The sequence below is a fragment of the Streptomyces sp. NPDC079020 genome (assembly GCF_044542225.1).
Taxonomy (GTDB): Bacteria; Actinomycetota; Actinomycetes; order Streptomycetales; family Streptomycetaceae; genus Streptomyces.
This window is the reverse complement of the sequence record NZ_JBITUB010000002.1, coordinates 674,482-697,397: the sequence shown is the minus strand read 5'-3', so window position 1 is coordinate 697,397 and position 22,916 is coordinate 674,482. Positions and strand designations below refer to the sequence as shown.

The window sequence follows — 22,916 nt, the reverse complement described above, 5'->3', positions numbered from 1 at the left end:
GCAACACCGATGGGTCGAGCGGATGCGCGACGAGCCCCGGCGCGAGGATCGCGCCGGGCTGCGAAGAGCGGCGGCATACGCGGACTCTTCACCTGGAAGAAGCTGCTCGGCACCTTCTTCGGGCTGTGCCTGCTGGTCATGGGGGCCTTCGTGGCGCTCTACGTGTACGTGGACGTGCCCGAGGCCAACGCCTTGGCCGAGCGGCAGAGCAACGTCTACAAGTACAGCGACGGCACGCTGCTCGCCCGGGACGGCAAGGGCGTCAACCGCCAGATCGTGGACCTCGCCGTCGTACCGAAGGCGGTCCAGCACACCTTCGCCGCGGCCGAGAACAAGACCTTCTACGACGACAAGGGCGTCGACCTGAAGGGCACCGCCCGCGGCCTGTTCAACACGCTCAGCGGCAAGGGCAAGCAGGGCGGCTCGACCATCACCCAGCAGTACGTGAAGAACTACTACCTGACCCAGGACGCGACGGTGAGCCGCAAGCTCAAGGAACTCGTGATCTCCCTCAAGGTCGACCAGAAGAAGAGCAAGGAATACATCCTCGCCGGGTACATCAACACCGCGTACTACGGCCGCGGAGCCAGTGGCATCCAGGCCGCCGCGCAGGCGTACTACGGCGTCGACGCCAAGGATCTCGACGTCGCCCAGGGCGCCTACCTCGCCTCGCTGCTCCAGGCCCCCAGCCAGTACGACTGGGCCGTCGCCAGCGAGACCGGCAAGCGTCTGGTGTCCGACCGCTGGGAGTACACCCTCGACAACATGGTCGAGATGGGCTGGCTCGACGCCGCCGAGCGCGCCACGCTGAAGTTCCCCGTCCCGCAGAAACCCAAGCCCGCACCCGGGATGGAGGGGCAGACCGGCTACCTCGTGGAGGCGGCCAACCAGGAGCTGCGGAAGCAGGGACTGAGCGACGAGGCCCGGGAGGCCGGCGGCTGGACCTTCACCCTGAACATCGACAAGAAGCGCCAGAAGCAGCTGGAGAAGTCGGTCGAGGACCAGCTGGAGTCCAAGCTCGACCGCGAGGGGAACAAGGTCGACGCCACCGTCCAGGCGGGCGCCACCTCCGTGAACCCGAAGAACGGCGCCGTGGTCGCGCTGTACGGCGGCGTCGGAGCCACCCAGCACTGGATATCCAACGCCACCCGCCAGGACTACCAGCCCGCCTCCACCTTCAAGCCCCTGGTGCTGGCCTCCGCCCTGGAGAACGGGGCGAAGACCCAGGACGGCGATCTGATCGGGCTGAACACGGTCTACGACGGAACCAGCAGACGCCCCGTCGTCGGCAGCGACACCCCGTTCAAGCCGCAGAACGAGGACGACCGGTCCTACGGTCCGATCTCCGTCCAGAAGGCCCTGAACAGCTCGGTCAACTCGGTCTTCGCGCAGATGGTCGTCGATGTCACCCCCGCCGCCGTGAAGCGGACCGCGCTCGGCCTCGGCGTGCCGGACAAGAACTTCCCCGAGCGCCCCGCGATCACCCTCGGCACGATGAACGCCTCGACCTGGGACATGGCGGGCGCGTACGCCACCCTGGACAACCACGGCAAGCAGGTCACCCCGCACATCGTGAAGTCCGCCGAGCACCGCGACCTCACGGCGAAGACGGTCGACGGCATCGGCAAGCAGGTGATCAGCCGCAAGTCGGCCGACACCGTGACCTCCGGGCTCACCGGGGTCGTCGACGCCGGTTCCGGCCGGGCGGCCAACACCTCCGCGTACGACGCGGCGGGCAAGACGGGTACGTCGGAGGACAACAAGTCGGCCTGGTTCGCCGGCTACACCCCGGAGCTGACCACGGTCGTGGCGCTCTTCGGGGAGTCCGCCAAGGACGGCGGCGGGCAGGTCAGCCTGACCGGCACGGCCAACTCCGGCCGGGCCAACGGCGGTGGCTTCCCGGCGGAGATCTGGGCGGACTACACGCTCAGCGCACTGGGCGGCGGTTCGAACGCACAGTTCGACCTGGAGGACGTCGAGCGCGGCGAGGTGACCGTGACCGAGAGCCCCTCCTCGACGCCGTCCGAGTCCACGAAGCCCGAGGAGACCCCCTCGGCCCCGTCGCAGTCGCCGTCCGGGACGCCCAGCGGCCCGCCCACGGGCGCGACCACCCCGCCGCCCACGCCGACCACGGCCCCGCCGACGGCTCCCACCGAGTCGCCGATCCTGCCCACGGACCCGGGAGACGGCGAGGGCAGGCCCGGCGAGGGGCAGGGAAGCAACAGCAACGATCGCCCCGGACGGTGACGGCCTCCGGGTGAGGACGGGGAGAGGGGCGGTGCCGGCCGGCACCGCCCCTCTCCCCGTCCCGGCGGATCAGCCGCCGTTCACCTTCTTCGCGATCCGGTCGCCGAGGTCCTTGTCCACATTGCGCCAGTACTGGAGCGAACGGTCCAGGACCGGGCGGCTCACCCCGTCCAGCAGATGGCCGGAGGCGTTGGAGACCAGCCGCTCGCGCGCCGCGTCGTCCATGACCTCGCGCACCAGCGTGCCCGGCTGGCCCCAGTCGTCGTCCTCGCTGTGCAGCTTGTACGCCTCGTGGACCATCTCGCCCGCCGTGGCCCAGCCCGCCGGGTCGCCGAACTGCGCGGTGTCGGCCGCCGGACCCCCGTACGAGTTCGGTGCGTACACCGCGCCCGTCCGGGCCGGCTCGTACCGCATCGGGCCGTCCTTCGCGTACGAGCTCCGCCCGAAGCGCGGCCGGTTGGGCGGCAGCTGGGCGTAGTTCGGGCCGATCCGGTAGCGGTGGGTGTCCGGGTACGAGAACAGCCGGCCCAGCAGCATCTTGTCGGGCGACGGACCGATGCCGGGCACCAGGTTCGACGGCTCGAAGGACGCCTGCTCGATGTGGACGAAGAAGTCCTCGGGATTCTGGTTCAGCGTCATCCGGCCGACCTCGATCAGCGGATAGTCGCCCTGCGGCCACACCTTGGTGAGGTCGAAGGGGTTGAACCGGTAGTCCGGTGCCGCGTCGAACGGCATGATCTGGACCTTCAGCGTCCAGCTCGGGTGGTCACCGCGCTCGATCGAGTCGAACAGGTCGCGGCGGTGGACATCGCCGTCGGTCCCCGCCATCGCGTCCGCGTCGGCCTGGGTGTAGAACTCGATGCCCTGGTCGGTCTTGAAGTGGTACTTCACCCAGAACCGCTCGCCGCCCGCGTTCACCCACATATAGGTGTGCGAGCTGTAGCCGTTCATGTGGCGGTACGTCTTCGGGATGCCCCGGTCACCCATCAGCCAGGTGACCTGGTGCGCGCTCTCGGGGGACAGCGACCAGAAGTCCCACTGCATGTCGTGGTCGCGCACCGCGCTGTCCGGGCGGCGCTTCTGGGAGCGGATGAAGTCCTGGAACTTCATCGGGTCGCGTACGAAGAAGACCGGCGTGTTGTTGCCGACCATGTCGTAGTTGCCGTGCTGGGTATAGAACTTCAGTGCGAAGCCGCGCGGGTCGCGCCAGGTGTCGGGGGAGCCCTGCTCACCGGCGACCGTGGAGAAGCGGGCCAGCATGTCGGTCTGCCTGCCAGGCTGGAACAGGTCCGCCTTGGTGAACTGGCTGATGTCGTTCGTCACCTTGAAGGTGCCGTACGCGCCGGAGCCCTTGGCGTGGACCACCCGTTCGGGGACCCGTTCACGGTTGAACTGGGCCATCTTCTCGATGAGGTAGTGGTCCTGGAGCAGGATCGGGCCGTCGGATCCGACGGTGAGCGAATGTTCGTCGCTCTCCACCGGGATCCCGGCATTGTTCGTGGTGTACGGAAGCTGCGGGGTTTCCTCGGTCACGAGCGTCCTCCCGTCGGTGGGGGGTATCGGTCAGGTCGCCTCGTTCACACATGCAGTCAACTCCGGCGATTCCGGACCGGCAACATTTCGGTCCGGTGCGGTGATCCGGTCACCGCACCGGACCCACGCGCCCCAGCACGAAGCGCCGCCCGCCCCTCGGGGCGGACGGCGCCGGATGCCGGACAGGCCCTACTGCCCCCGCGTCGCCATCTCGAACCAGACCACCTTGCCCGTGGAGAGCCGGGTCGCCCCCCAGCGCCTGGCCAGCCGGTTCACCAGGAACAGACCGCGTCCGCCCTCGTCCGTCTCGCGGGCGCGGCGCTGCCTCGGCAGCTGCGGGGAGTCGTCGCCGACCTCGCAGCGCAGGATGTCGGTCCGCAGCAGCCGCAGCGTCACCGGCCGCTCCGCGTACCTGACGGCGTTGGTGACGACCTCGCTCACGAGCAGCTCGACCTCGTCCGAGAGGTCGTCCAGGCCCCACCGGCTGAGCGCCCGGCGGGCCAGCCTGCGGGCCCGTCCCGGGGCGGCGTCCTCCGGTTCCAGGAACCAGTACGCCACATCGCTCGGCGCGATCCCGTCGAAGCGGGCGGCCAGCAGTGCGATGTCGTCGTCCCGGTCACCCGGGCCGAGCATGTCGAGCACGTCGTCGCAGAGCGCCTCCAGCGGCGGCGAGTGGTCGGGGCCGGTCAGCTGGGCGGTGGCGGCGAGGCGCTCGCGCAGCTGCTCGATGCCCGTCCAGACGTCGCGCAGCCGGGACTCGACCAGGCCGTCGGTGTACAGCAGCAGCGTGGCGCCCGCGGGCGCGTCCAGCTCCACGGCCTCGAAGTCGACACCGCCGACCCCGATCGGCGCACCCGGCGGTACCCGCAGCACCTCCGCGCGCCCGCCCAGGTGCAGCAGGACGGGCGGCGGGTGACCGGCGTTGGCGATGGTGATCCGGTGCGCGACCGGGTCGTACACCGCGTACAGGCAGGTCGCCATGCGGTCGCTGCCGAGCCGCTGCGCCTGTTCGTCCAGATGGTGCAGCACCTCCTGCGGCGGCAGATCGAGACCGGCCAGGGTCTGCGCGGTGGTGCGGAGCTGGCCCATGATCGCCGCGGAGGTCATCGAGTGGCCCATCACGTCGCCGACGACCAGGGCGACCCGGCTGCCGGGCAGCGGGATCGCGTCGTACCAGTCGCCGCCGACCCGGGCCGTCTCGGCGGCCGGGAGATAGCGGGAGGCGAGCCGGACACCGGTGGGCTGCGGCAGCGAGTCCGGCAGCATGGTGCGCTGGAGCTCGTCGGCGATGTAGGCCTCGCGCCCGTACAGCACGGCCTTGTCGATGCCGAGCGCGGTGTGGGTCGCCAGCTGGGCCGCGACCAGCAGGTCATTGGCCTCGAACGGGGGCCGCTCGGTCCCGCGCAGGAAGACGGCGGCCCCGATCACCCGGCGCCGGCCGCGCAGCGGGGCGAGGATCGCACGGTGCCCGGTGGGCACGGTGTGACCCGCCCCGAGCAGTTCGGGCAGCGCCGCGCGGGCCGCCGCGGAGTCCCCGAACACCGGCCGTACGCCGCGCAGCACCTCGGCCAGCGCGCCGCCGGGGCGGACCTCGCACAGCTCGGCGGCGGGCAGCAGACCGGCCTGCGGGTCGGTGACGGGCAGCCGCAGGCGCTCGGTGTCCGGGACGCCCTCGCTCTCCTCGTCGGTCAGCCGCAGCCGGTCGCTGCGGCGCAGCCGCAGGACGAACGGGACGACCGGCCGCTCGTCCCCGACGGGCAGCGGGTCACGGAGGTAGACCAGGATCGCGTCGGAGAACGTCGGCACGCTGGCCCGGCACAGCCCCAGCACGATCTCGTCCAGGTCTATGCCGCGGGCGATGCGCCGGGTGGCGGCGCCCACGAAGCGCAGCCGGTCGCCCTCGCGCCGGGCGGCCGCCTGGTGGTCGGTGACGGCCGCGGGGCCGGGGATCGCGTTCGCGGCGGTCCGCGGACCCGGTCCGGGCGCGGCGGCCGGGCCGGGGATCGCGGCGGTGGCAGGGGCTGCCCCCGCCGCGGCGTCCTGCTGCCGCGGCCGGGTGCGTTCCTGCGGCCGGGCCGCGAGGGGCTGCCGGCCTTCGTGGGAGGTGGGGTGCTCCGTCACGCGTGGGATTCCGTCCGTCCGGGCCGGTTGTATGAGGCAGTCACCTCGTGGGGCGCTACTGTGCCCCGGCAAGAGCGGTAAGAACAACGGCTGTCACCGGATGCCCGCATTCGCGGGGCCGAAACCGAGCGTCCGCACGGTGGCCGATTGACAACGTTTCCAGGGACGGGGCAGCGGACAGCGAGCATGTCTCCACCCCCTCGTAGTGGTTCCTGCGGCCGTACGTTCCGTCCGGGTCCGTGTCCCGTACGGTCCGCGCGGCCGTTGCGATGACTTGTGGTCAGGTCCTGTGCCGTGCCCGCCGGTTGTGGTGGCGGGGCCCCTGAGGGGGACGATCCTACGGTCCGCCCCCTGGGGTGTTCCAAGGGTCTCACGACGGCATACGCGCAGGGGTGCGGTCCCAGTCATCCGGCAGCGGCGGCACCTGCCACCGCGGGTCGGGCCGCCAGTCCTCCCAGCCGTCACGGAACGGCGCGCCCCACTCCTGGATCACCTGGACGGCCGCACGGCCCGCCGCCCGCACCCGCGCGGCGGTGGCCGCGTCCATCAGGCCGACCCGCTGCGCCTGGGCGAACTCGTCCTCGTCGAGCCACTTCCAGCTCCGGTCCGGGTGCACGGAGATGTCGAGAAAGTGATCCTCGGAATCGACCCCTCCGGCCCAGCGGGTACGGGGCTCCTCCAGGTTGACGTACCAGTTGCGGAAGAGCCATCCGCGGTCCCAGAAAAGCCACACCGACCAGGGGTCCCCGGGCCTGGCGAGCTTCAGCACGCCCGAGCCGAACCAGGTCGAGCGGGCGGTCGTGCGCGGCGCGGTGTAGCGGGTGGCGAGGGGCTCGGCCTGCACCGGGGTGCCGTCGGCGAGAACCGGCCGTACGCACTCGGTGCCGGGCGCCATCCAGACGGCGAGCAGCGTCTCGGAGTCCTCGACGACGGTGACCGGGCGGCAGATGTGCACGGGGCGGACGGCAGAGTCCCCGCAGGCCCGGCCGTTGTCGCGGTAGCGCCAGAGGATCCGGTCCCCCGGCGACCAGCGTGCGTGCTCTCCCGTGTCTGTCATGGAGGGATCTTACGGACGGGGTCCGCCCGCCCGCTGCGATACGCGTCACCCGCCTGCCTTACGGGGGACGCGGTACGCGGCACGCCACGGCACGCACCGCCCGAGCCGTACGCCGCGCCGCGCGGGCGGCGTACAGGGGGCACGGGCGGCGCGGGCGGCGCGTCAGCGGGACATCACGGCCGCGTCATGCGCAGGACGTCCAGGGCTTCGTCGAGCTGCTCGACGGTGAGGTCGCCGCGCTCGACGTAACCCGAGGCCAGTACCGTCTCGCGGATCGTCGTGCCGTCCTTGAGGGACTTCTTGGCGACCTTCGCCGCCTCCTCGTAGCCGATGTACTTGTTCAGCGGGGTCACCACGGACGGCGAGGACTCCGCGTACGCGCGGGCCCGCTCGACATGGGCGGTGATGCCGTCGACCGTGCGGTCGGCGAGCAGCCGGGAGGCGGTCGTGAGCAGCCGCACCGACTCCAGCAGGTTCTTCGCCATCACGGGCAGCATCACGTTCAGCTCGAAATTGCCCGCCGCGCCCGCGACGGCGACCGTCGTGTCGTTCCCCGTCACCTGGGCGGCCACCATCAGCACCGCCTCCGGGATGACCGGATTCACCTTGCCCGGCATGATCGACGAGCCCGGCTGGAGGTCGGGCAGGCTGATCTCGGCCAGTCCGGTGCGGGGGCCCGAGGCCATCCAGCGCAGGTCGTTGGAGATCTTGGTCAGGGAGACCGCGATCGTCCGCAGCTGACCGGAGGTCTCCACGAGTCCGTCCCGGGCGCCCTGTGCCTCGAAGTGGTCGCGGGCCTCGGTGAGCGGCAGCCCGGTGGTGGCGGCGACCTCGGCGATCACCGCGGCCGGGAAGCCGGGCGGGGTGTTGATCCCGGTGCCCACCGCCGTACCGCCCAGCGGGAGCTCGGCGAGGCGGGGGAGCGAGGCGCGCAGCCGCTCGACGCCGTAGCGGATCTGGGCCGCGTAGCCGCCGAACTCCTGGCCCAGGGTCACCGGGGTGGCGTCCATCAGATGCGTACGGCCCGACTTGACGACCTCCGAGAATTCGGCCGATTTCCGCTCCAGGGCGTCCGCCAGATGGCCCAGCGCCGGGATGAGGTCGGCGGTGACGGCGGCGGTCGCGGCGATGTGGATGGAGGACGGGAACACGTCGTTGGACGACTGCGAGGCGTTCACATGGTCGTTGGGGTGGACCTCACGGCCCAGGCGCTCGGTGGCGAGCGTGGCGATGACCTCGTTGGTGTTCATGTTGGACGAGGTGCCGGAGCCCGTCTGGAACACGTCGACGGGGAAGTGCTCGTCCCACCGGCCCCCGGCGACCTCCGCCGCGGCCTCCCGGATCGCTCCGGCGATGTCCGCGTCCAGCACCCCGAGCTCCGCGTTGACCTTGGCGGCGGCCGCCTTGATCCGGGCCAGGGCCTCGATGTGGGCGCGCTCCAGCCGCTGTCCGGAGACCGGGAAGTTCGCCACGGCCCGCTGGGTCTGGGCACGCCACTTGGCGTGCGCCGGGACCCTCACCTCACCCATCGAATCGTGCTCGATGCGGTACTCCGTGGTGCCTGACGACTCGTCCATGGTGGGTAAACCTCCTGAAAAAGTTGAGCACTTGTCTTGTTCTATGTATTCCCTTGGCGGCTACCGACCAGTAAATACCGGGGGTAACAACTCACCAGGAGGCGCAATGAGGCGCACCAGGCCCAGCTTTCGCGGGCTTCGCTGTACGGTCGCGGCAGCCGCCGCCCTCGCGGCGGCCGTCGGCGGTATGGCCGCCGCCGGACCGGCAGGCGCGAGCGAGTCCCGTACCACCACTACCGCATCCACCCCGCTCCCGCCCGAACTGGAAGCCGTCCGGGCCGCGGAAGCCACCCAGCTGTACGGCAGCCCCGCCGAGCGGCCGCTCGCCGACCGCAAGACCGGACTGATCTCGCTGGGCGACAGCGAGATCTCCGGCGAGGGGGTCGGCACGTACGAGCCCGGCACCAATGGCCCGGACAACTGGTGCCACCGGTCGCCCGACGCCGCCATCCACCGCACGGGCATCGCGGCGGACGTCACGTACAACGTCTCGTGCTCCGGCGCCTATACCGGGAACATCAAGATCGGCGGATCCAAGCAGTACGCCGATGAAATCGTTCAGAGCGACAGCCTCGCCGTGAAGGCGCGCAACACCCGTATCAAGATGATCGTGCTGGTGGCCGGGGCCAACGACGACCTCCAGTTCGGTCCGGTCATGACCGACTGCGTGGTGCGCTACATCAGCCTCCAGGGCCCCTGCGAGCCCAAGTACGCCGGTGGCTGGCAGGCACGCGTGGACGCGCTCGTCCCCAAGGTCGAGCAGACCGTCCGGGACCTGCGCACCGTCATGACGGGCGCGGGCTACGCCAACAGCGACTACAAGCTGGTCGTCATGGGCTACCCGAGCCCGATCGGCCCCGACTTCCGCGACAACCCGGACTTCCCCGGGAAGCTCGCCTGCGGCGGTCTCGGCTACGACTCCGACACCGTCTGGGGCCGCAACACCGCCGTCCCCGCGTTCGAGGTCGGCATGCGCAAGGCCGCGGCCTCGACCGGAGCCGTCTTCCTCGACAACTCCCGGCTCTTCCACGGCCACGAGGTCTGCACCCAGCAGACCTGGGCGCGCGGGCTCTACATCGACCTCACCAAGCCGGGCACACCGGACGAGAACTCGGTGCGGCAGTCCTTCCACCCCAACGCGGCCGGCCACGGCGCCTTCGCGTCCTGCCTCACCCAGATCTACAACTCCGGCCTGCGTGAGGCCGGCTGCGCCGACCCGGGCAGCACGGGCAGGCCGGTGCTCCAGCCGGCCGCCTGGGACGACGTGTTCGGGCCGCTGAGGAACGAGGCCACCGGCACCTGTGTGGACGTCCCCGCCTCGGAGACCCGCAACGGCACCGCGATCGGCGGCTGGGACTGCCACGACGGCCGCAACCAGGGCTGGTGGTACGACTCCACCGAGCGGACCGTCCGCAGCGAACTGAGCCACGACCGGTGCCTGGACGTGCCGGGCGCCAAGTACGCCGCGGGCACCACGCTCGTCGTGTGGGACTGCTCGGGCGCGGCCAACCAGAAGTTCGTCCAGCAGTCGGGCACCCTGCGCCCCGCCGCGGCGACCGGGCTCTGCCTGACCCTGGCCGGGGCCAAGGACCCGCTCAGGCTCCAGGCGTGCGACGGCAGCACGAAGCAGCGGTTCGTGTAGGAACACCCCTCCCGGCCGCGGACGCCGGGAAGGACAGAGGCGCAGCGAACGCGGGGGAAGGGGTGGCCGCGATGCCGTGGCCACCCCTTCCCCCGCGGACCGGACGGCGGGTCTCAGCCGTCCCGGGCGGTACGCAGCCCGGCGGCCACCAGCTTCAGCAGCGCGGCGGGCTGATCGGCCAGATACATGTGCCCGCCGTCCAGTTCGGCCACGGTCAGCACACCCGTGGTCGCCCGGCACCACTGCGCCGCGTCCCCCGGCCCGACCAGCGCGTCCGTGCGGCCCCGCACCGAGGTGACGGGCACCGACAGCGGGCGGTCGGAGGAGGGAACGTACGTCTCGTGGAGCCGCACGTCGGCCCGGAGCGCGGGCAGCAGCAGCTCCCGCATCTCCGGGTCCTCCAGTGCCGGATGGGCGTACCCGGCGAAGCTCTTCACCCGCGCCGTGAACTCCTCGTCCGGCAGGCCGCCCGCCCGGTCCGTCCGGGCCGTCCACGGGCCGGGGGACCCGCTGACCACCAGCGACTCCAGCCGCGGGCCCGCCGGGCCGGCGGCCTGCTCGATCCGGTGCGCCAGCTCGTACGCGAGCACCGCGCCCATGCTGTGACCGAACAGGGCCACCGGCCCGCCGTCCCCGAGCGCGGCGGTGACCTGCGCGTACGCGTCGTCCACGGCCGGAGCCACCGAGGTGTACGCGGGTTCGGCGAACCGTTTCTCACGGCCCGGCAGCTGCACCGGGAGGATCCGCAGACCCGTCGGGGCCAGCGCCTGCCACGGAGCGTAGAACGACGGACCCGCCCCGGCGAAGGGCAGGCAGATCAGGACGGTCTCTTCCACGGTCTCTCGGTCCTTCTTCCGGTCCGGCGGTACGAACGGGGCGCCCGGGGACCCGGGTCAGCCCCCGGTCATGATCGCGCCCAGGATGGCCGCCAGATGGGCCGGGTCGTCCGCACCGCACAGTTCGCGCGCCGAGTGCATGGACAGCCCCGGCACCCCCACGTCGACCGTGGTGACGCCCAGCCGGGCAGCGGTGAGCGGGCCGATGGAGGTGCCGCACGGCATCGCGTTGTTGGAGACGAACGGCTGCCACGGAGCGCCCGCCCGCTCGCACGCCGCCGTGAACACCGCGATACCGGTGCTGTCGGTGGCGTACCGCTGGTTCACATTGACCTTGACCGTGGGCCCGCCGTTGGGCAGCGGCCGGTGGTCCGGGTCGTGCCGCTCCGCGTAGTTGGGGTGGACGGCGTGCGCCATGTCCGCGGAGACGCAGAAGGCACCGGACAGGGCCCGCGACCAGTCCTCGCCGCTGCCGCCCCGGGCCGCGACGGAACGCGACAGGACCCGCTCCAGCAGCGGGCTCTGCGCACCGGTCTCCGAACCGCTGCCGACCTCCTCGTGGTCGAAGGCGGCCAGCACGGGGACGTAGTCCGGCTCCTCGACGCCGGTCGCCGCACCGACCAGCGCCGTGACCCCCGCGTGCACCGAGATCTGGTTGTCCAGCCGGGACGCGACCACGAACTCCCGGTCGACGCCCAGATATCCGGGCGGCTGGATGTCGTGCAGCATGAGGTCCCAGCCCAGCACATCGTCCGGGTCCTCCTCGGCGGCGGCCGCCACCCGGCGCAGCAGCGCGCCCTCCTGCGGATCACCGAGCGCCCAGACCGGGGCGAGGTGCCGCTGCCGGTCGAGCGCCACACCCTCGTTGACCGAGCGGTCCAGATGAATGGCCAGCTGGGGCACCCGCAGCAGCGGTTCGTCGATCTGGACGAGCCGGTTGCGCGGGGTGCCGTCCGGGCCGCGCAGGGCGAGCCGGCCGGAGATGCCCAGGTCACGGTCGAGCCAGGTGTTGAGCGGGACACCGCCGTAGATCTCCACGCCGATCTGGCGCCAGCCCGCCGTCCCGGTGTCGGGCGACGGCTTGATCCGCAGGTTCGGCGAGTCGGTGTGGGTGCCGACGATCCGGAAAGGGGTGTGCGCCGGAGCGCCCTCGGGGACGTACCAGGCGATCAGCGCACCGGCGCGGATGACGAAGCAGCCGCCGGTCGCCCCGGTCCAGTCGTCCGTCCCGCGCAGCTCGCGGAATCCGGCCTTCTCCAGGCGCTGGGCGGCGCTCGCCACCACGTGGTACGGCGAGGGGCTGGCCGCGATGAAGGAGAGCAGGTCGTCGGTGTGGCTGCGGTGGTTGGCCGGCGTCATACGGCGTCCGCCTTTCCGGTGTTCGGCAGTGACTGCGGGGGTGAGGGTGCTGCGGATGCTTCGGTCGGTACGTCGGTCAAGGCGTGGGTCTGCCCGTCGACCGGTTCGCCGGTCGCCTCGCCGGGCGGTCCGAGCAGTTCGCGGACCGGCCGGTCGGGCCGGGCACAGAACTCCGCGAGCAGTCCGGTGTACGAGGTGAGCAGTTCCTCGGCGGTCTCCCGGTTCCAGAGGTCCGAGGAGAACTCCAGGAACGTTCGATAACCCATCGCAGGGTCCCGGCGCGGCGCAAGCCCGAAGCACAGCTCACTGCGGGAAAGAGGCGGTGCCAGATCGGCCACCTCGACACCGAGGCCGGGGATCTCGATGTCCGTGTCGACGGAGTTCTGGAACGCCAGGACGTGCGGGACCCGGTCCGGGACGCCCTGCGCGCCCGCGTCCCGCATCGCCTGCATGATGCGCGCGGTCGGCAGGACATGTGCCATGGCGCCCATCGCGCCCGCGCCGGTCCGGGCCGCGAACTCCGCGCAGGTCTCCGCGAGATTGGCTGAATCCAGTCGTACGCGAACCATCACGGCGGTCGACGTCATCGCGACGAGCGACTCGGAATCGGTGCCCCGGCGATTGGCGTACGGCACGCTCAGCAGGATGTCCGGCTCCCCCGACAGCCTCGTCAGGAACACCCCGAGGGCCGCCGCCGCGACCGCGAACGGTGTGGTGTGCCGGGAACTCGCGAACTCCTCCACCGCCGCCCTCACCTCGCCGGACGCGACCCCGCGGATCGTGTCCCCGTGCCCGCTCAGCTTCTCGGGGCGGGGACGGTCGGTGGGTACGGGAACGGCGGACGGCACCCCGTCCAGGTACGCGGCACAGTACGCGGCCCTGGCCGCTTCGGTCTCCGGATCGTGCTCGGCACGCTGGCGGCGGGCGTACTCCGGGGCCTGCAGGGCCGGTGCCGGCAGCGTGTGCGGGACGCCCGCCGCCGCCGCGGTGTACAGCTCGGCGATCTCGGCGAGCAGCAGCGACAGGGACCAGCCGTCGGCGGTGATGTGGTGCAGCACGAACATCAGCGTCCAGCGGTCCTCCTCGACACGCAGCAGCCGCAGCCCCGGCAGCACGGACCGGCTCAGGTCGAAGGCGCGGGCGGCGGTCTCCCTGCACAACGCCTCGGCCCGCGGCTCCCGTTCGGCGGGCGGGAGCCCGGTGAGGTCCTCCACCGGCAGCACCGGCGCAACCGGCGCGAGAACCTCCTGCCACCAGGGCCCGTCCGGCGCGCTCCCCTCCGGCACGAACCGGGTCCGCAGCGAGTCGTGCCGGGCGGTCACCTCGGCCAGCGCGGACCGCAGCGCCTCCGGATCCAGCGGGCCGGTGAACGTGATCCGGGTCGGTACGTTCCACACCTCCGCGTGCGGGACGGCATGGTGACCGGCGATCATCCGCGCCTGCTGGTCGCTCACGGGAGCGCGGTCGAGGACCGTCTCGGCCACCGCGACCGGCCCGTCCTCGGCCACCGCGACCGGCCCGTCCTCCGGCGGCAGCGCGGCGGGCCCGCCCGTGAACTGCTCCGTCATGGCCCGCAGGGTGGCCTCGGAGAAGAAGTCCGCCAGCGGGTAGTCGACGCCGAGGGTGTCGCGCACCCGGTTCACCAGCCGGATCGCGGCGATGGAGTTGCCGCCGAGATCGAAGAAGTTGGCGTCGTCGGGGAAACCGCGCACATCGAGCACGGACTCCCAGACCTCCCGCAGAACGGCGCCGGTGCCGGGCGCCCCGCCGGCACCGGCCTCCCCCCGCTCCCCCCGCTCCCCGGGCGCCTCGGGCGCCTCGGGTCCGGACGGCTCCTCCGGGTCCCGGGTGCCGGTCATCGTCCGCAGGGTGTCGTCCAGTTCGGCGAGATACCCGCGCGCCGTCCCGGCGTCGAACAGGTCCGCGTCGTAGCGCAGCCGCAGCCGCAGGCTCCCCGACATCGTGCGGGTGACCATCAGGGCCAGCTCCAGCGGCGCCGACTCCGTCCCGGCCGCCACCTCCTCCGCGCGCAGACCGGGCAGGTCGATGCCGGTGAGCGGCGCGGTCCCGAGGTCGGCCGACACCGTGATCAGCGGTCGCGGACCGGCCGCGGCCGGTCGGACGGCGGCGAGCAGGGCATCGAGGTCCACCCGGCTGTGCGCGTCCGCCTCGAACAGGGCGCGCCCCGTGGCCCGTACGGCCTCCCGCACCGGTGTCGCGTCCGTCGCCGTCAGCCGCAACGGCAGCAGCGCCACATGGAAACCGACCGTGTCCAGGGTCTCCGGCGGGCGCCGCCCGAACGTCGTGCCGAGGAGGAAGTCGTCCTGCCCCGAACGCCGGCGCAGCACCAGCTGCCAGGCCGTGCAGAGCGTGGCGAACAGGGTGACCCCCCGCTCCCCGCTCCACTCCCGGAGCAGATCCGCCCGCTCCTGGTCCAGGCCGCGGGTCTCCGCCCCGCCGCGCCCCGCCACCCGGCGCCCGCGCGGCCGGTCCGTGGGCAGCTCCAGTACGGGGGGCCGCTCGCCCAGCCGCGTACGCCACCAGGTCAGATCGGCGTCGTCGCAGGGCGGTTCGGGGGCGCCGAGAGCCGTCCCGGCGGGCCTGTCGAACACGGCGGGCCGGCCCTCGGCCGCCGCCCGGTACAGCTCCTGGAGGTCCGCCGCGAGCAGTCCGGCCGAGTGCGCGTCCGTGATGATGTGGTGCAGCCCGAAGACCAGTACGTGGTCGTCGTCGGCCAGCCTGAGCAGCCGGGGGGTGAACAGCGGCCCCTCGGCCAGGTCGTAGGCACGGGTGCTCTCCTCGGAGAGCGCCGCCCCGATCGCCGCGTCGGGCAGCTGCCCCCGGGCGTCGGTGACCCGGAGCGGAACGCGCTGCCCGGACCGGACGACCTGCAGCACGGACTCCTCGCCCGGTCCATCGCCCCGCCCGGCCCGGAACACGGTCCGCAGCCCGTCGTGCCGTTCCACCAGACCGTCCACGGCGGTGCGCATCGCCGCCTCGTCCAGCGGCCCGCGCAGCCGTACCGCCTGGGTCTCGTTGTACGCGGCCCGGTCGCCGAGCAGCCGGGAGGACAGCCAGAGCCGGCGCTGCGCGGCGGTGGCGGGCGCGGTGCTCTCGCGTGCCCGTTCCTGCGTGCGGCGGCGCAGCAGATCCAGCTGACCGAGCCCCGCGCGCAGCTGTTCCGCGCTCATCCCGAAGTCGACGAGCGCGGCGATCTCGTCGACGCCCGCCCGGTGCAGCGCGTCGACGAGCGGCGCGACACCCTCCGGCGAACCGATCAGGGCCCGCTGGTCGCAGTACCGGTCGTAGGCCCGCCGGAACAGATAGTCGAGGTCCTCCTCGCCCGAATCCGCGACGTCCCGCGGGCCGTGGCCGAGCGCGGTGGCGGCCGACCGCATCAGCAGCGACGAGCGCAGATAGCGGACCATCGGCTCCAGCGCCTCGGCCCGCGCGGTCCCGTGATCCGTACCGAGGTACGTGTGCACCAGGACGGTCACCCGGCCGGTCTCCGGGTCCAGCCCGCACTCCGCGCGCACCTGCCGGTAGTACGCGATGTGCGCGGCCAGCTCCTCCACGGTCTGGCTCATCAGATTGGTGACCACACCGAGCCCGCGCCGGGCCGCCTCCCCGTAGGAGGCACGCCGCCCGGAGGTGGCGAGGAACATCGGCGGCTCCTCCTGCACCGGGCGCGGCCGGATGCGTACGTCGGTCTCGGCGCCCTCGCCCGTACGCCGCCGGACGGCCTCCCCGCGCCACAGCGCGCGGACCTCGTCCAGGTGGGCGAACGCGATCTCGCGGCGGTCGGCGAACCGGTCGGGGTGCAGCGCGAAGTCCTGGGCGTGCCAGCCGGTGGCGCACCCGATGCCGACCCGGCCGCCGGAGAGGTTGTCGACGACCGACCACTCCTCGGCCACCCGCACCGGGTCGTGCAGTGGCAGGACGACGGAGCCCGCGTTGATCCGGATCCGGGTGGTCTCGCGGGCGAGGGCGGCGGCCAGGACGGCGGGATTCGGGAAGAGACCGCCGAAGGAGTGGAAGTGCCGCTCGGGCAGCCAGAGCGAGGAGAAGCCGTGCTCGTCGGCGAAGCGGGCGGTCTCGAAGACCGTCCCGTACGCCTGGGCGGCGGCCGACGCGGTGTCCGGACCGTCCGTCGCGGGGCGGGCGTTCCCCGGGTGGCTGTTCCGGGGGCCGCCGCTCTGCGGGGCGTCGCTCCGAGGGGCGCCGTTCTCCGGGGTGTCGCTCTGCGGGTGGTCGCCGAAGAAGTACACCCCGAAGTCGGGGGCGGGGCGCACCGGCCGTACCGGCGGGCGCACGGGCTCGGCCGCGGGTGCCGTACGGGGGAAGAACCCGCCCTCGCGCAGCTCGCGGAGCGAGCCCTTCACCGCGTCCGCCACCGCCGCCACGTCCTCGTCGGTGTGCGCGGTGGAGAGGTAGAAGCTGCGCCACTCCCAGACGTACACCCCGCGCAGCTGGAGGTGGTGGTAGAGCAGCTCCATGTCGGCGCGGTGGGTGAAGCGGAACATCGACCCGAAGTGTGCCAGTTCCAGCGGGAACTCCTCGTCCCGGAAAAAGGCGTTGAGCTGTCCGGCGAGCGCCGAGGTGCGGGCGTTGAGCCCCTCCTGGAGCCCCGGCCCCTGGTCCCTGAGATGGGTGAGCACCGCCTTCGCCGCTGCCATCGACAGCGGGTGCTGCATATACGTGCCGCCGATGAAGGTGGTCTCGCGGGTGGGCCGGCTGCCGTCCCCGTACTGCCAGAAACCGCCGTCGACCCCGTCGAGCAGATCGGCCCGGCCCGCCACCGCCCCGATGGGGAAGCCGCTGCCGAGCGCCTTCCCGTACGTGGCGAGGTCGGGGACGACACCGAAGTGGTCCTGGGCGCCGCGCGGGTGCGGGCGCAGTCCGGTCAGCATCTCGTCGAAGAGCAGCACGATGCCCCGGCGGGCGGTCAGTTCGCGCAGGGAGCGCAGGAAGTCCACCGGCCGCAGGGCGGGAGCGCGGCACTGGACGGGTTCGACGAGGACGGCCGCGATGCGGTCGCCCAGCGCGTCGATGGCGTCGAGGGACTCCTGGTCCCCGTACTCCAGCACGATCAGGTCGGCGACGGCGCTCGCCGGGATGCCGCGCGAGACGGGGACGGCGTGCCGGTCGGGGCCGCCGGGGCGGCCGAGCACGGAGTCGATGTGCCCGTGGTACGAGCCCCGGAACATGACGATCTTGTCGCGCCCGGTGGCGGCGCGGGCCAGCCGGACGGCCGCCGAGTTCGCCTCCGTACCGGACCCGGCGAAGGCCACCCGCTCCAGCCCCGTCAGCCCGGCGAGCAGCGCCGCTGCCTCGCCGGTGTCGGGGGAGCGGGGGCCGAAGCGGAGGCCCCGGGAGAGATGGCGCCGGACGGCCTCGGTGACGAACTCCGGTTCATGACCGAAGAGCAGGGCACCGAAGCCCATGGTGATGTCGGTGTAGTCGTTGCCGTCGACGTCGGTGAGCCGGGAGCCGTGCGCCGAACGCGCGGCTATCGGGTACAGCATCTCCTTGGTGGCGTCGCGGAACCCCACGACGGCCCGGCTGTCCGCGAGGACGGAACGGTGCTGCTGGGCGAGCCGCTTGGAGGTGCGGGTCCGCTCGGTGAACCTGCGGACGAGCGTGTCGGTGTGGGCCCGCTGCGCGGCATCGGCCCGGCCCGCCCCGGTCATCCCGCCCGCCGCGTCGACGACGAGGCGGGGGCCGTGGGGCGGGACGGCCGGGGCAGCGGGGTGCTCCCGCGGCGGCTGCGCTCGCGGAGGTGTGGGCCGTCGGTCGGACGAGGGCGTGGGCCGGAGTGCCTGCGGTGGCGTGCTTCCGGCGCGGTCACGGGCGGCGGCCGCGAGCTGCCGGGTCAGCTGCCGGGAGAGCTCCGCCGCCCTGTCCACCGCTTCGGCCGTCGCGTCCCGGCCGCCGGTGTGCGGGGCGCTCATCGCTCCGCCGCCCCGGTGCGGCCGGTCAGCAGGGCGACCGCGTCGGAGAGCTGGGTGAGCATCGCGGCCTGGGTCTCGGCCAGCAGGCGTATCTGGCGGGACAGTTCCTCGACCTCGGCGCGGGTCGCGAGGGCCGGCTCCCGGTCCGCGGCGGACACCGGCGCCGGCACGGGAGACCGTACGGGTACCGGCTCGGGCACCGGGTCCTCCGCCGGCACCGTCGACGGTTCGTTCGCCTGGTGCGTCGCCGTGCGGCCCGCGATCAGCCGGGCCGTCAGCCTCGGGGTCCCGGCCTCCTCCAGGATCTCCCGCACGGCCAGCTCCGTGCCGAACTCCGCCTCCAGCTGGCGGACCATGCCGATCAGCTGGAGGGAGTCCGCGCCCATCGCCACGAACGTGCGGTCGGCGTCGGCCGCCGAGGGCCGGTGGCCCAGATGACGGGCGGCCAGTTCCAGCACCCGGTCCAGTACGGCCTGTTCGGTCATGCCATCCTCCGTCGTGCGTGCGGATATGTGCTGCGGGGGCGCGGGGATACGGACCGGCTCCGGACCCGCCCAGTAGGACCGATGCCGGAACGGGTACGTCGGCAGCGGCACCCGCCGGCCGCCGCTCCCGGCCAGCAGCGCCGGCCAGTCGAGGGCCACTCCCGCGCAGTGGAGCCGGGCCACCGCGTGCTCCCACTGCCGGGTCGGTACCCGCACGGCGTCCGGCAGGGCCCGGCGGACCAGCCCGGTCAGCGTGGCGGACGGCCCCAGCTCCAGCAGGACGGGGGCGTCGCCGAGGGTGGCCAGTACGGCGGCGAAGTCGGCCCGCCTCCGCGCCTGCCGGACCAGGTGATCGGCGTCGGGCAGCCATCCGACGGGCCGTACGGACCCGTCGAGTCCGCTGACGAACTCCGTGCGCAACGGCCGGAGTTCCGTCCTGGCTACGAGGACCCGGAGCTCGTCGAGGACCGGGTCGAGCAGCGCGGTGTGGAAGGCCCGGTCCAGGGCCAGTGGCTCGTACGCCTCGCCCCGTTCCGCCAGCAGGGACCGTGCGGCCGCGACCACCGCCGGGGGGCCGGCGAGGACATGCAGGGCGGCGCCGTTGACCGCGGCGAGCTCCAGGCCGTCGACCCCGGCCAGCAGCTCCCTTACCCGCTCGCGTGACACGAAGGCGGCGAGCATGGCCCCGGGCGCCACGTCGTTCTGCATCAGCCGGCCGCGCCGGCACACCAGCCGCATCGCGTCCTCGACGTCCATCGCCCCGGCCACGCACAGCGCGGCGTACTCGCCGACGCTGTGTCCGGCGACCCGCGCCGGAGTGACGCCGAGCTGTTCCCAGAGCCGGGCCTGGGCGATCTGGAGGGCGAAGAGCGCGGGCTGCGCGAAGGCCGTGTCCCAGCGGTCCGGCCCCCGGCCGTCCACGACCCGCGCCAGGAAGTCGCGGTGGCCGGTCTCCTCCTCGTACAGCCGGGCGCAGAGAGCGAGTGTTCCGGCCACCACCGGGAAGCGCGCCGACAGTTCGGCGCCCATGCCGGGGCGGGTGCTGCCCTGCCCGCTGAACAGGAAGACCGGCGCCACCGCACCGCCGCGCTCCTCCACCACCCCGGTCACATACGTCCCGCTTGCCGCCGCTCCCGCCGTGCCCTTTCCGCCCGCCGTATCCGCTGTGCCCATGTCGCCCGCCGCGCCGTCGCGCAGGAACGCGTCGAGCCCCGCCACCGGGTCCACCGCCGTGACGACCAGCCGGTGCGGCAGCAGCCGGCGTCCCAGCGCGGTGGTGACCAGCAGATCGGCGGGGGAGGTTTCGGGGTGGCGGACGAGATGGTCACGCAGCGAGCGGGCGTACGCCACGAGCGCGTCCGCACTCGCGGCGGACACCGGAAGCAGCGCGGGCGACGGGAGCGGTGCGGGCGTCGGAAGCGTCATGGGCGTCGGGAGCGGCGCGGGTATCGGGAGCGGCGCGGGCGACGGAAGCGGCGCGGGCGTCGGCGGGGAATCCGGGTGTGACCCCTCGGCACGGCGGGACGCTCCGGCCGCACGCCGGGGCATCCGCTCCGTACGCCGGGGTGCGTCGGGCGCCTGTTCCATGATCACGTGCGCATTGGTACCGCCCATGCCGATCGAGTGCACACCGGCTCGCCGCACTCCGTCCACCGGCCAGTCCAGCTCGCGGTCCGGCAGGACGAACGGGCTCGCCCCGACCGCGAGCGCCGGATTGGGACGGGAGAAGTTCACCAGCGGAGGGACGACCCCGTGCCGCAGCACCTCGATCGCCTTGATCAGTCCGGCGAGCCCGGCCGCGCTGTCGAGATGGCCGATCGCGGGCTTCGTGGAGCCCAGCGCGCAGAACCCGGTCCGGCCGGTGTGCCGGCGGAACGCCTCCGTCAGGGCGGCGAACTCGATGGGGTCGCCCTTGAGCGTGCCCGTACCGTGCGCTTCCACATAGCCGACCGACTCCGCGGACACCCCGGCCGCGCGCAGCGCCCCGAGCACGGCGTCGCGCTGCCCGGCGACGCCCGGTGCGGCGAACCCCGCCTTGTCCGCCCCGTCATTGGTGACGGCCGACCCCAGGATCACGGCGCGCACGGTGTCCCCGTCGGCCAGCGCGCGCTCCAGCGGCTTCAGCAGGACGGCGGCGACCCCGTTGCCGCCGACGGTGCCGTCCGCGTCGGCGTCGAAGGCCCGGACCGTACCGGTGGGGGAGAGCGTCGAACCCTTCACCGGGCGGTGCCCGGTGATCTGCGGCAGATGCAGGGCCGCGGAGCCCACCAGCATCAGCTCCGCGTCCCCGGCCCGCAGCGCCTGGCAGGCCAGATGTACGGAGACCAGCGCACTCGAACAGGCCGTCGCCACGTTCACCGCGGGACCGGTCAGCCCGAGCCGGTACGCGGCCCGGTTCGCCGTGAAATCCGGGTAGTTGCCGACCTGCACCTGCTTGGCGGTCATCCAGTCGCCGGAGCGGGACTCCGCGCCCAGATTCTCCGCGAGATAACTGTGCAGCGAGTACAGCCGGTAGCCCGCGCTCCCGTACACCCCGATCCGTACCGCTTCGTCCGGCCGCGCGTACCCGCCGTCCTCCAGCGCGTGGAAGCAGCACTCCAGGAACAGCCGCTGCTGCGGATCGGTGAGCGCGGCCTCCCGCCCGCTCATCCCGAAGAAGGCGGCATCGAAGCCGTCCACGGAATCCAGCAGCGCGCTCGCGCCGACGTACCCGGGGGTGCCGTACTCCGACTCGGGCACTCCCGCCGCCGCGAACTCGGCGTCGGTGAAACGGCGTACCCGGCTCACACCGGCACGGATGTCGCGCCAGTACGCCTCGGTGCTGTCAGCTCCGGGAAACCTCAGCGCCGTCCCGATCACCGCGACGCGGTTCTCCTTCAACTGCTACTCCCCTCCGCAGCCCCGCCACCCGCAGCAGGAATGCCAGGGCGACCACGATGGCAGCCCCATGGGACCACGCGACCACGGTGAAGGAGGTGTACCGGTCGAGGGCGGCGGCCACCAGGATCATGCCGACCCCGAAGCCGAGGTTCTCGAACGTGGCGGAGAGCCCGAAGGCATGACCGCGCAGGGCGGTCGGAAGAGTCTGGAGATGCGAGGTGTACGACACCTCGGTGAGCCCGTCCGCGGCGCCCGCGACCAGCGCGATCACCGCCGTCACGCCCAGCGGGAACCCCGCGAAGGCCAGGATGAACGCCGCGGACATCACGATGGTCCCGTAGCCGAAGCCGAGGGCCCCCACGGACCGCCCGGCGCGCTTCGCGTACCGCTGGATCACCTGCTGCGCGGCGATGTTGCCGACCGCCCACACACACCAGAAGGCGGAGACGAACACCGCGGGGTTGGACGCGTCCAGCTCGGTGGAGTAGATCGGCAGCGCCGCGTTGTGGGAGGACGAGCCGAACGCGTCCACCCCGCGCAGCGCCACCATCAGCCCCATACCGGGCGCGGCGGCCAGCGCCAGGACGGCGACGGGCATGCGCCGCCGTCCCGGCTTCCGGGCCGCCGCGCCCTCGCCGGGCGCTCCCGCCGGCTCCCCGTCCGCGCGCCCACCGGAATCCCCCTCCGAATCCGGCGTGGCGCCCGTACCCCTGCCGCCCCCCGCGATCGGCAGCAGCGCCACCGTCACCGCGCAGGTCACAAAGGTCGCCATGTCGACCACGAACGCCGCGGTGTACCCGACCAGGGACACCACCACACCCGCCGAGGCGAAGCCCGCCACCATCGCCAGCGAACGTCCCGTGATCGACAGGGAGTTCGCCCAGGGCCGGCGGTCCTCACGGACCATCTCCGGGATCGAGCTGCGCAGCGAGACCATGAACAGCGTTCCGCACGCGCCGATCACCACCGAGACGGCCATCAGCGAGGCCGTCCGCAGACCGTCCGGGGCCACGATGAGCAGCAGCATCACCGCCGCCTGCGCGACATTCGTCCACAGCATGACGCTTTTCGCCGTGAAACGGGCGAGCAGCCCGCCCGCGACCAGTCCGGCGACAAATCCGGAAGCCAGGCGTACGGCCATGAACAGCCCCATGGCGAGTGCTCTGCCCGTCGTCTCATAGACGAAGAGATTGAGCGCCACCATATTCAGGAACGTGCCGTACGAAGA

At 72.8% G+C, this 22,916-nt stretch carries 11 protein-coding genes; 2 read left to right on the top strand and 9 right to left on the bottom strand.

All coding sequences use genetic code 11. The features are described 5' to 3' along the window. Positions 1-9 precede the first annotated feature (9 nt). Entirely contained in the window at positions 10-2,247 is a 2,238-nt protein-coding gene (locus ACIGJO_RS06955) for a transglycosylase domain-containing protein (protein WP_399953138.1), read from the top strand. 69 nt (positions 2,248-2,316) lie between these two features. On the opposite strand, the gene ACIGJO_RS06950 is transcribed toward ACIGJO_RS06955, so the two are convergent. The 4 genes from ACIGJO_RS06950 to ACIGJO_RS06935 form a co-directional block, all read right to left on the bottom strand. After that, entirely contained in the window at positions 2,317-3,780 is a 1,464-nt protein-coding gene (locus ACIGJO_RS06950; RefSeq protein ID WP_399953135.1) for a catalase, read from the bottom strand. A 189-nt stretch (positions 3,781-3,969) separates the two neighbouring features. Next, a complete protein-coding gene (locus ACIGJO_RS06945; protein WP_399953133.1) occupies positions 3,970-5,901 on the bottom strand; it encodes a SpoIIE family protein phosphatase in 1,932 nt (643 codons plus the stop codon). Positions 5,902-6,271: 370 nt separating this feature from the next. Beyond that, on the bottom strand, positions 6,272-6,958 hold the full coding sequence (locus tag ACIGJO_RS06940) for a DUF402 domain-containing protein (RefSeq protein WP_399953130.1): 687 nt from the start codon (positions 6,956-6,958) through the stop codon (positions 6,272-6,274). A 173-nt stretch (positions 6,959-7,131) separates the two neighbouring features. Further along, positions 7,132-8,535, bottom strand: coding sequence for a class II fumarate hydratase (locus ACIGJO_RS06935; protein WP_399953126.1), 1,404 nt, complete (start codon positions 8,533-8,535; stop codon positions 7,132-7,134). Between the two features lie 106 nt (positions 8,536-8,641). Between ACIGJO_RS06935 and ACIGJO_RS06930 the strand changes: the two genes are divergently transcribed. Continuing rightward, positions 8,642-10,177 carry a ricin-type beta-trefoil lectin domain protein gene (locus tag ACIGJO_RS06930; protein ID WP_399953123.1) on the top strand — a complete coding sequence of 512 codons (1,536 nt, stop codon included), beginning with the start codon at positions 8,642-8,644 and terminating at the stop codon, positions 10,175-10,177. A gap of 113 nt (positions 10,178-10,290) precedes the next feature. On the opposite strand, the gene ACIGJO_RS06925 is transcribed toward ACIGJO_RS06930, so the two are convergent. From ACIGJO_RS06925 to ACIGJO_RS06905, 5 genes are read right to left on the bottom strand one after another with little or no spacing between them, the layout of a single operon-like run. Further along, positions 10,291-11,013 (bottom strand): thioesterase II family protein, encoded by a 723-nt coding sequence (locus ACIGJO_RS06925; RefSeq protein WP_399953120.1) that lies wholly within the window; start codon positions 11,011-11,013, stop codon positions 10,291-10,293. Between the two features lie 57 nt (positions 11,014-11,070). Beyond that, complete coding sequence (locus tag ACIGJO_RS06920; protein WP_399953117.1) at positions 11,071-12,372, bottom strand: M18 family aminopeptidase; 1,302 nt, start codon at positions 12,370-12,372, stop codon at positions 11,071-11,073. Next, entirely contained in the window at positions 12,369-18,323 is a 5,955-nt protein-coding gene (locus tag ACIGJO_RS06915) for a MupA/Atu3671 family FMN-dependent luciferase-like monooxygenase (protein ID WP_399953114.1), read from the bottom strand. Before ACIGJO_RS06915 ends, ACIGJO_RS06920 begins: the two co-directional genes overlap by 4 nt. Then, positions 18,320-21,688: a type I polyketide synthase gene (locus ACIGJO_RS06910; protein WP_399953111.1), complete on the bottom strand. Its 3,369-nt coding sequence runs from the start codon at positions 21,686-21,688 to the stop codon at positions 18,320-18,322. The genes ACIGJO_RS06915 and ACIGJO_RS06910 overlap by 4 nt, the downstream gene beginning before the upstream one ends. After that, the gene (locus ACIGJO_RS06905) at positions 21,633-22,892 is read right to left on the bottom strand and encodes an MFS transporter (RefSeq protein WP_399953260.1); all 1,260 of its coding nucleotides are present in this window, start codon (positions 22,890-22,892) and stop codon (positions 21,633-21,635) included. The genes ACIGJO_RS06910 and ACIGJO_RS06905 overlap by 56 nt, the downstream gene beginning before the upstream one ends. Between the last annotated feature and the right edge of the window lie 24 nt (positions 22,893-22,916).

Excerpts from the sequence above, each read along its gene's own strand:
- ACIGJO_RS06920 (WP_399953117.1), bottom strand. The coding sequence starts at position 12,372 with ATGACGCCGGCCAACCACCGCAGCCACACCGACGACCTGCTCTCCTTC.
- ACIGJO_RS06905 (WP_399953260.1), bottom strand. The coding sequence starts at position 22,892 with ATGGTGGCGCTCAATCTCTTCGTCTATGAGACGACGGGCAGAGCACTC.
- ACIGJO_RS06955 (WP_399953138.1), top strand. The coding sequence starts at position 10 with ATGGGTCGAGCGGATGCGCGACGAGCCCCGGCGCGAGGATCGCGCCGG.
- ACIGJO_RS06915 (WP_399953114.1), bottom strand. The coding sequence starts at position 18,323 with ATGAGCGCCCCGCACACCGGCGGCCGGGACGCGACGGCCGAAGCGGTG.
- ACIGJO_RS06940 (WP_399953130.1), bottom strand. The coding sequence starts at position 6,958 with ATGACAGACACGGGAGAGCACGCACGCTGGTCGCCGGGGGACCGGATC.
- ACIGJO_RS06935 (WP_399953126.1), bottom strand. The coding sequence starts at position 8,535 with ATGGACGAGTCGTCAGGCACCACGGAGTACCGCATCGAGCACGATTCG.
- ACIGJO_RS06930 (WP_399953123.1), top strand. The coding sequence starts at position 8,642 with ATGAGGCGCACCAGGCCCAGCTTTCGCGGGCTTCGCTGTACGGTCGCG.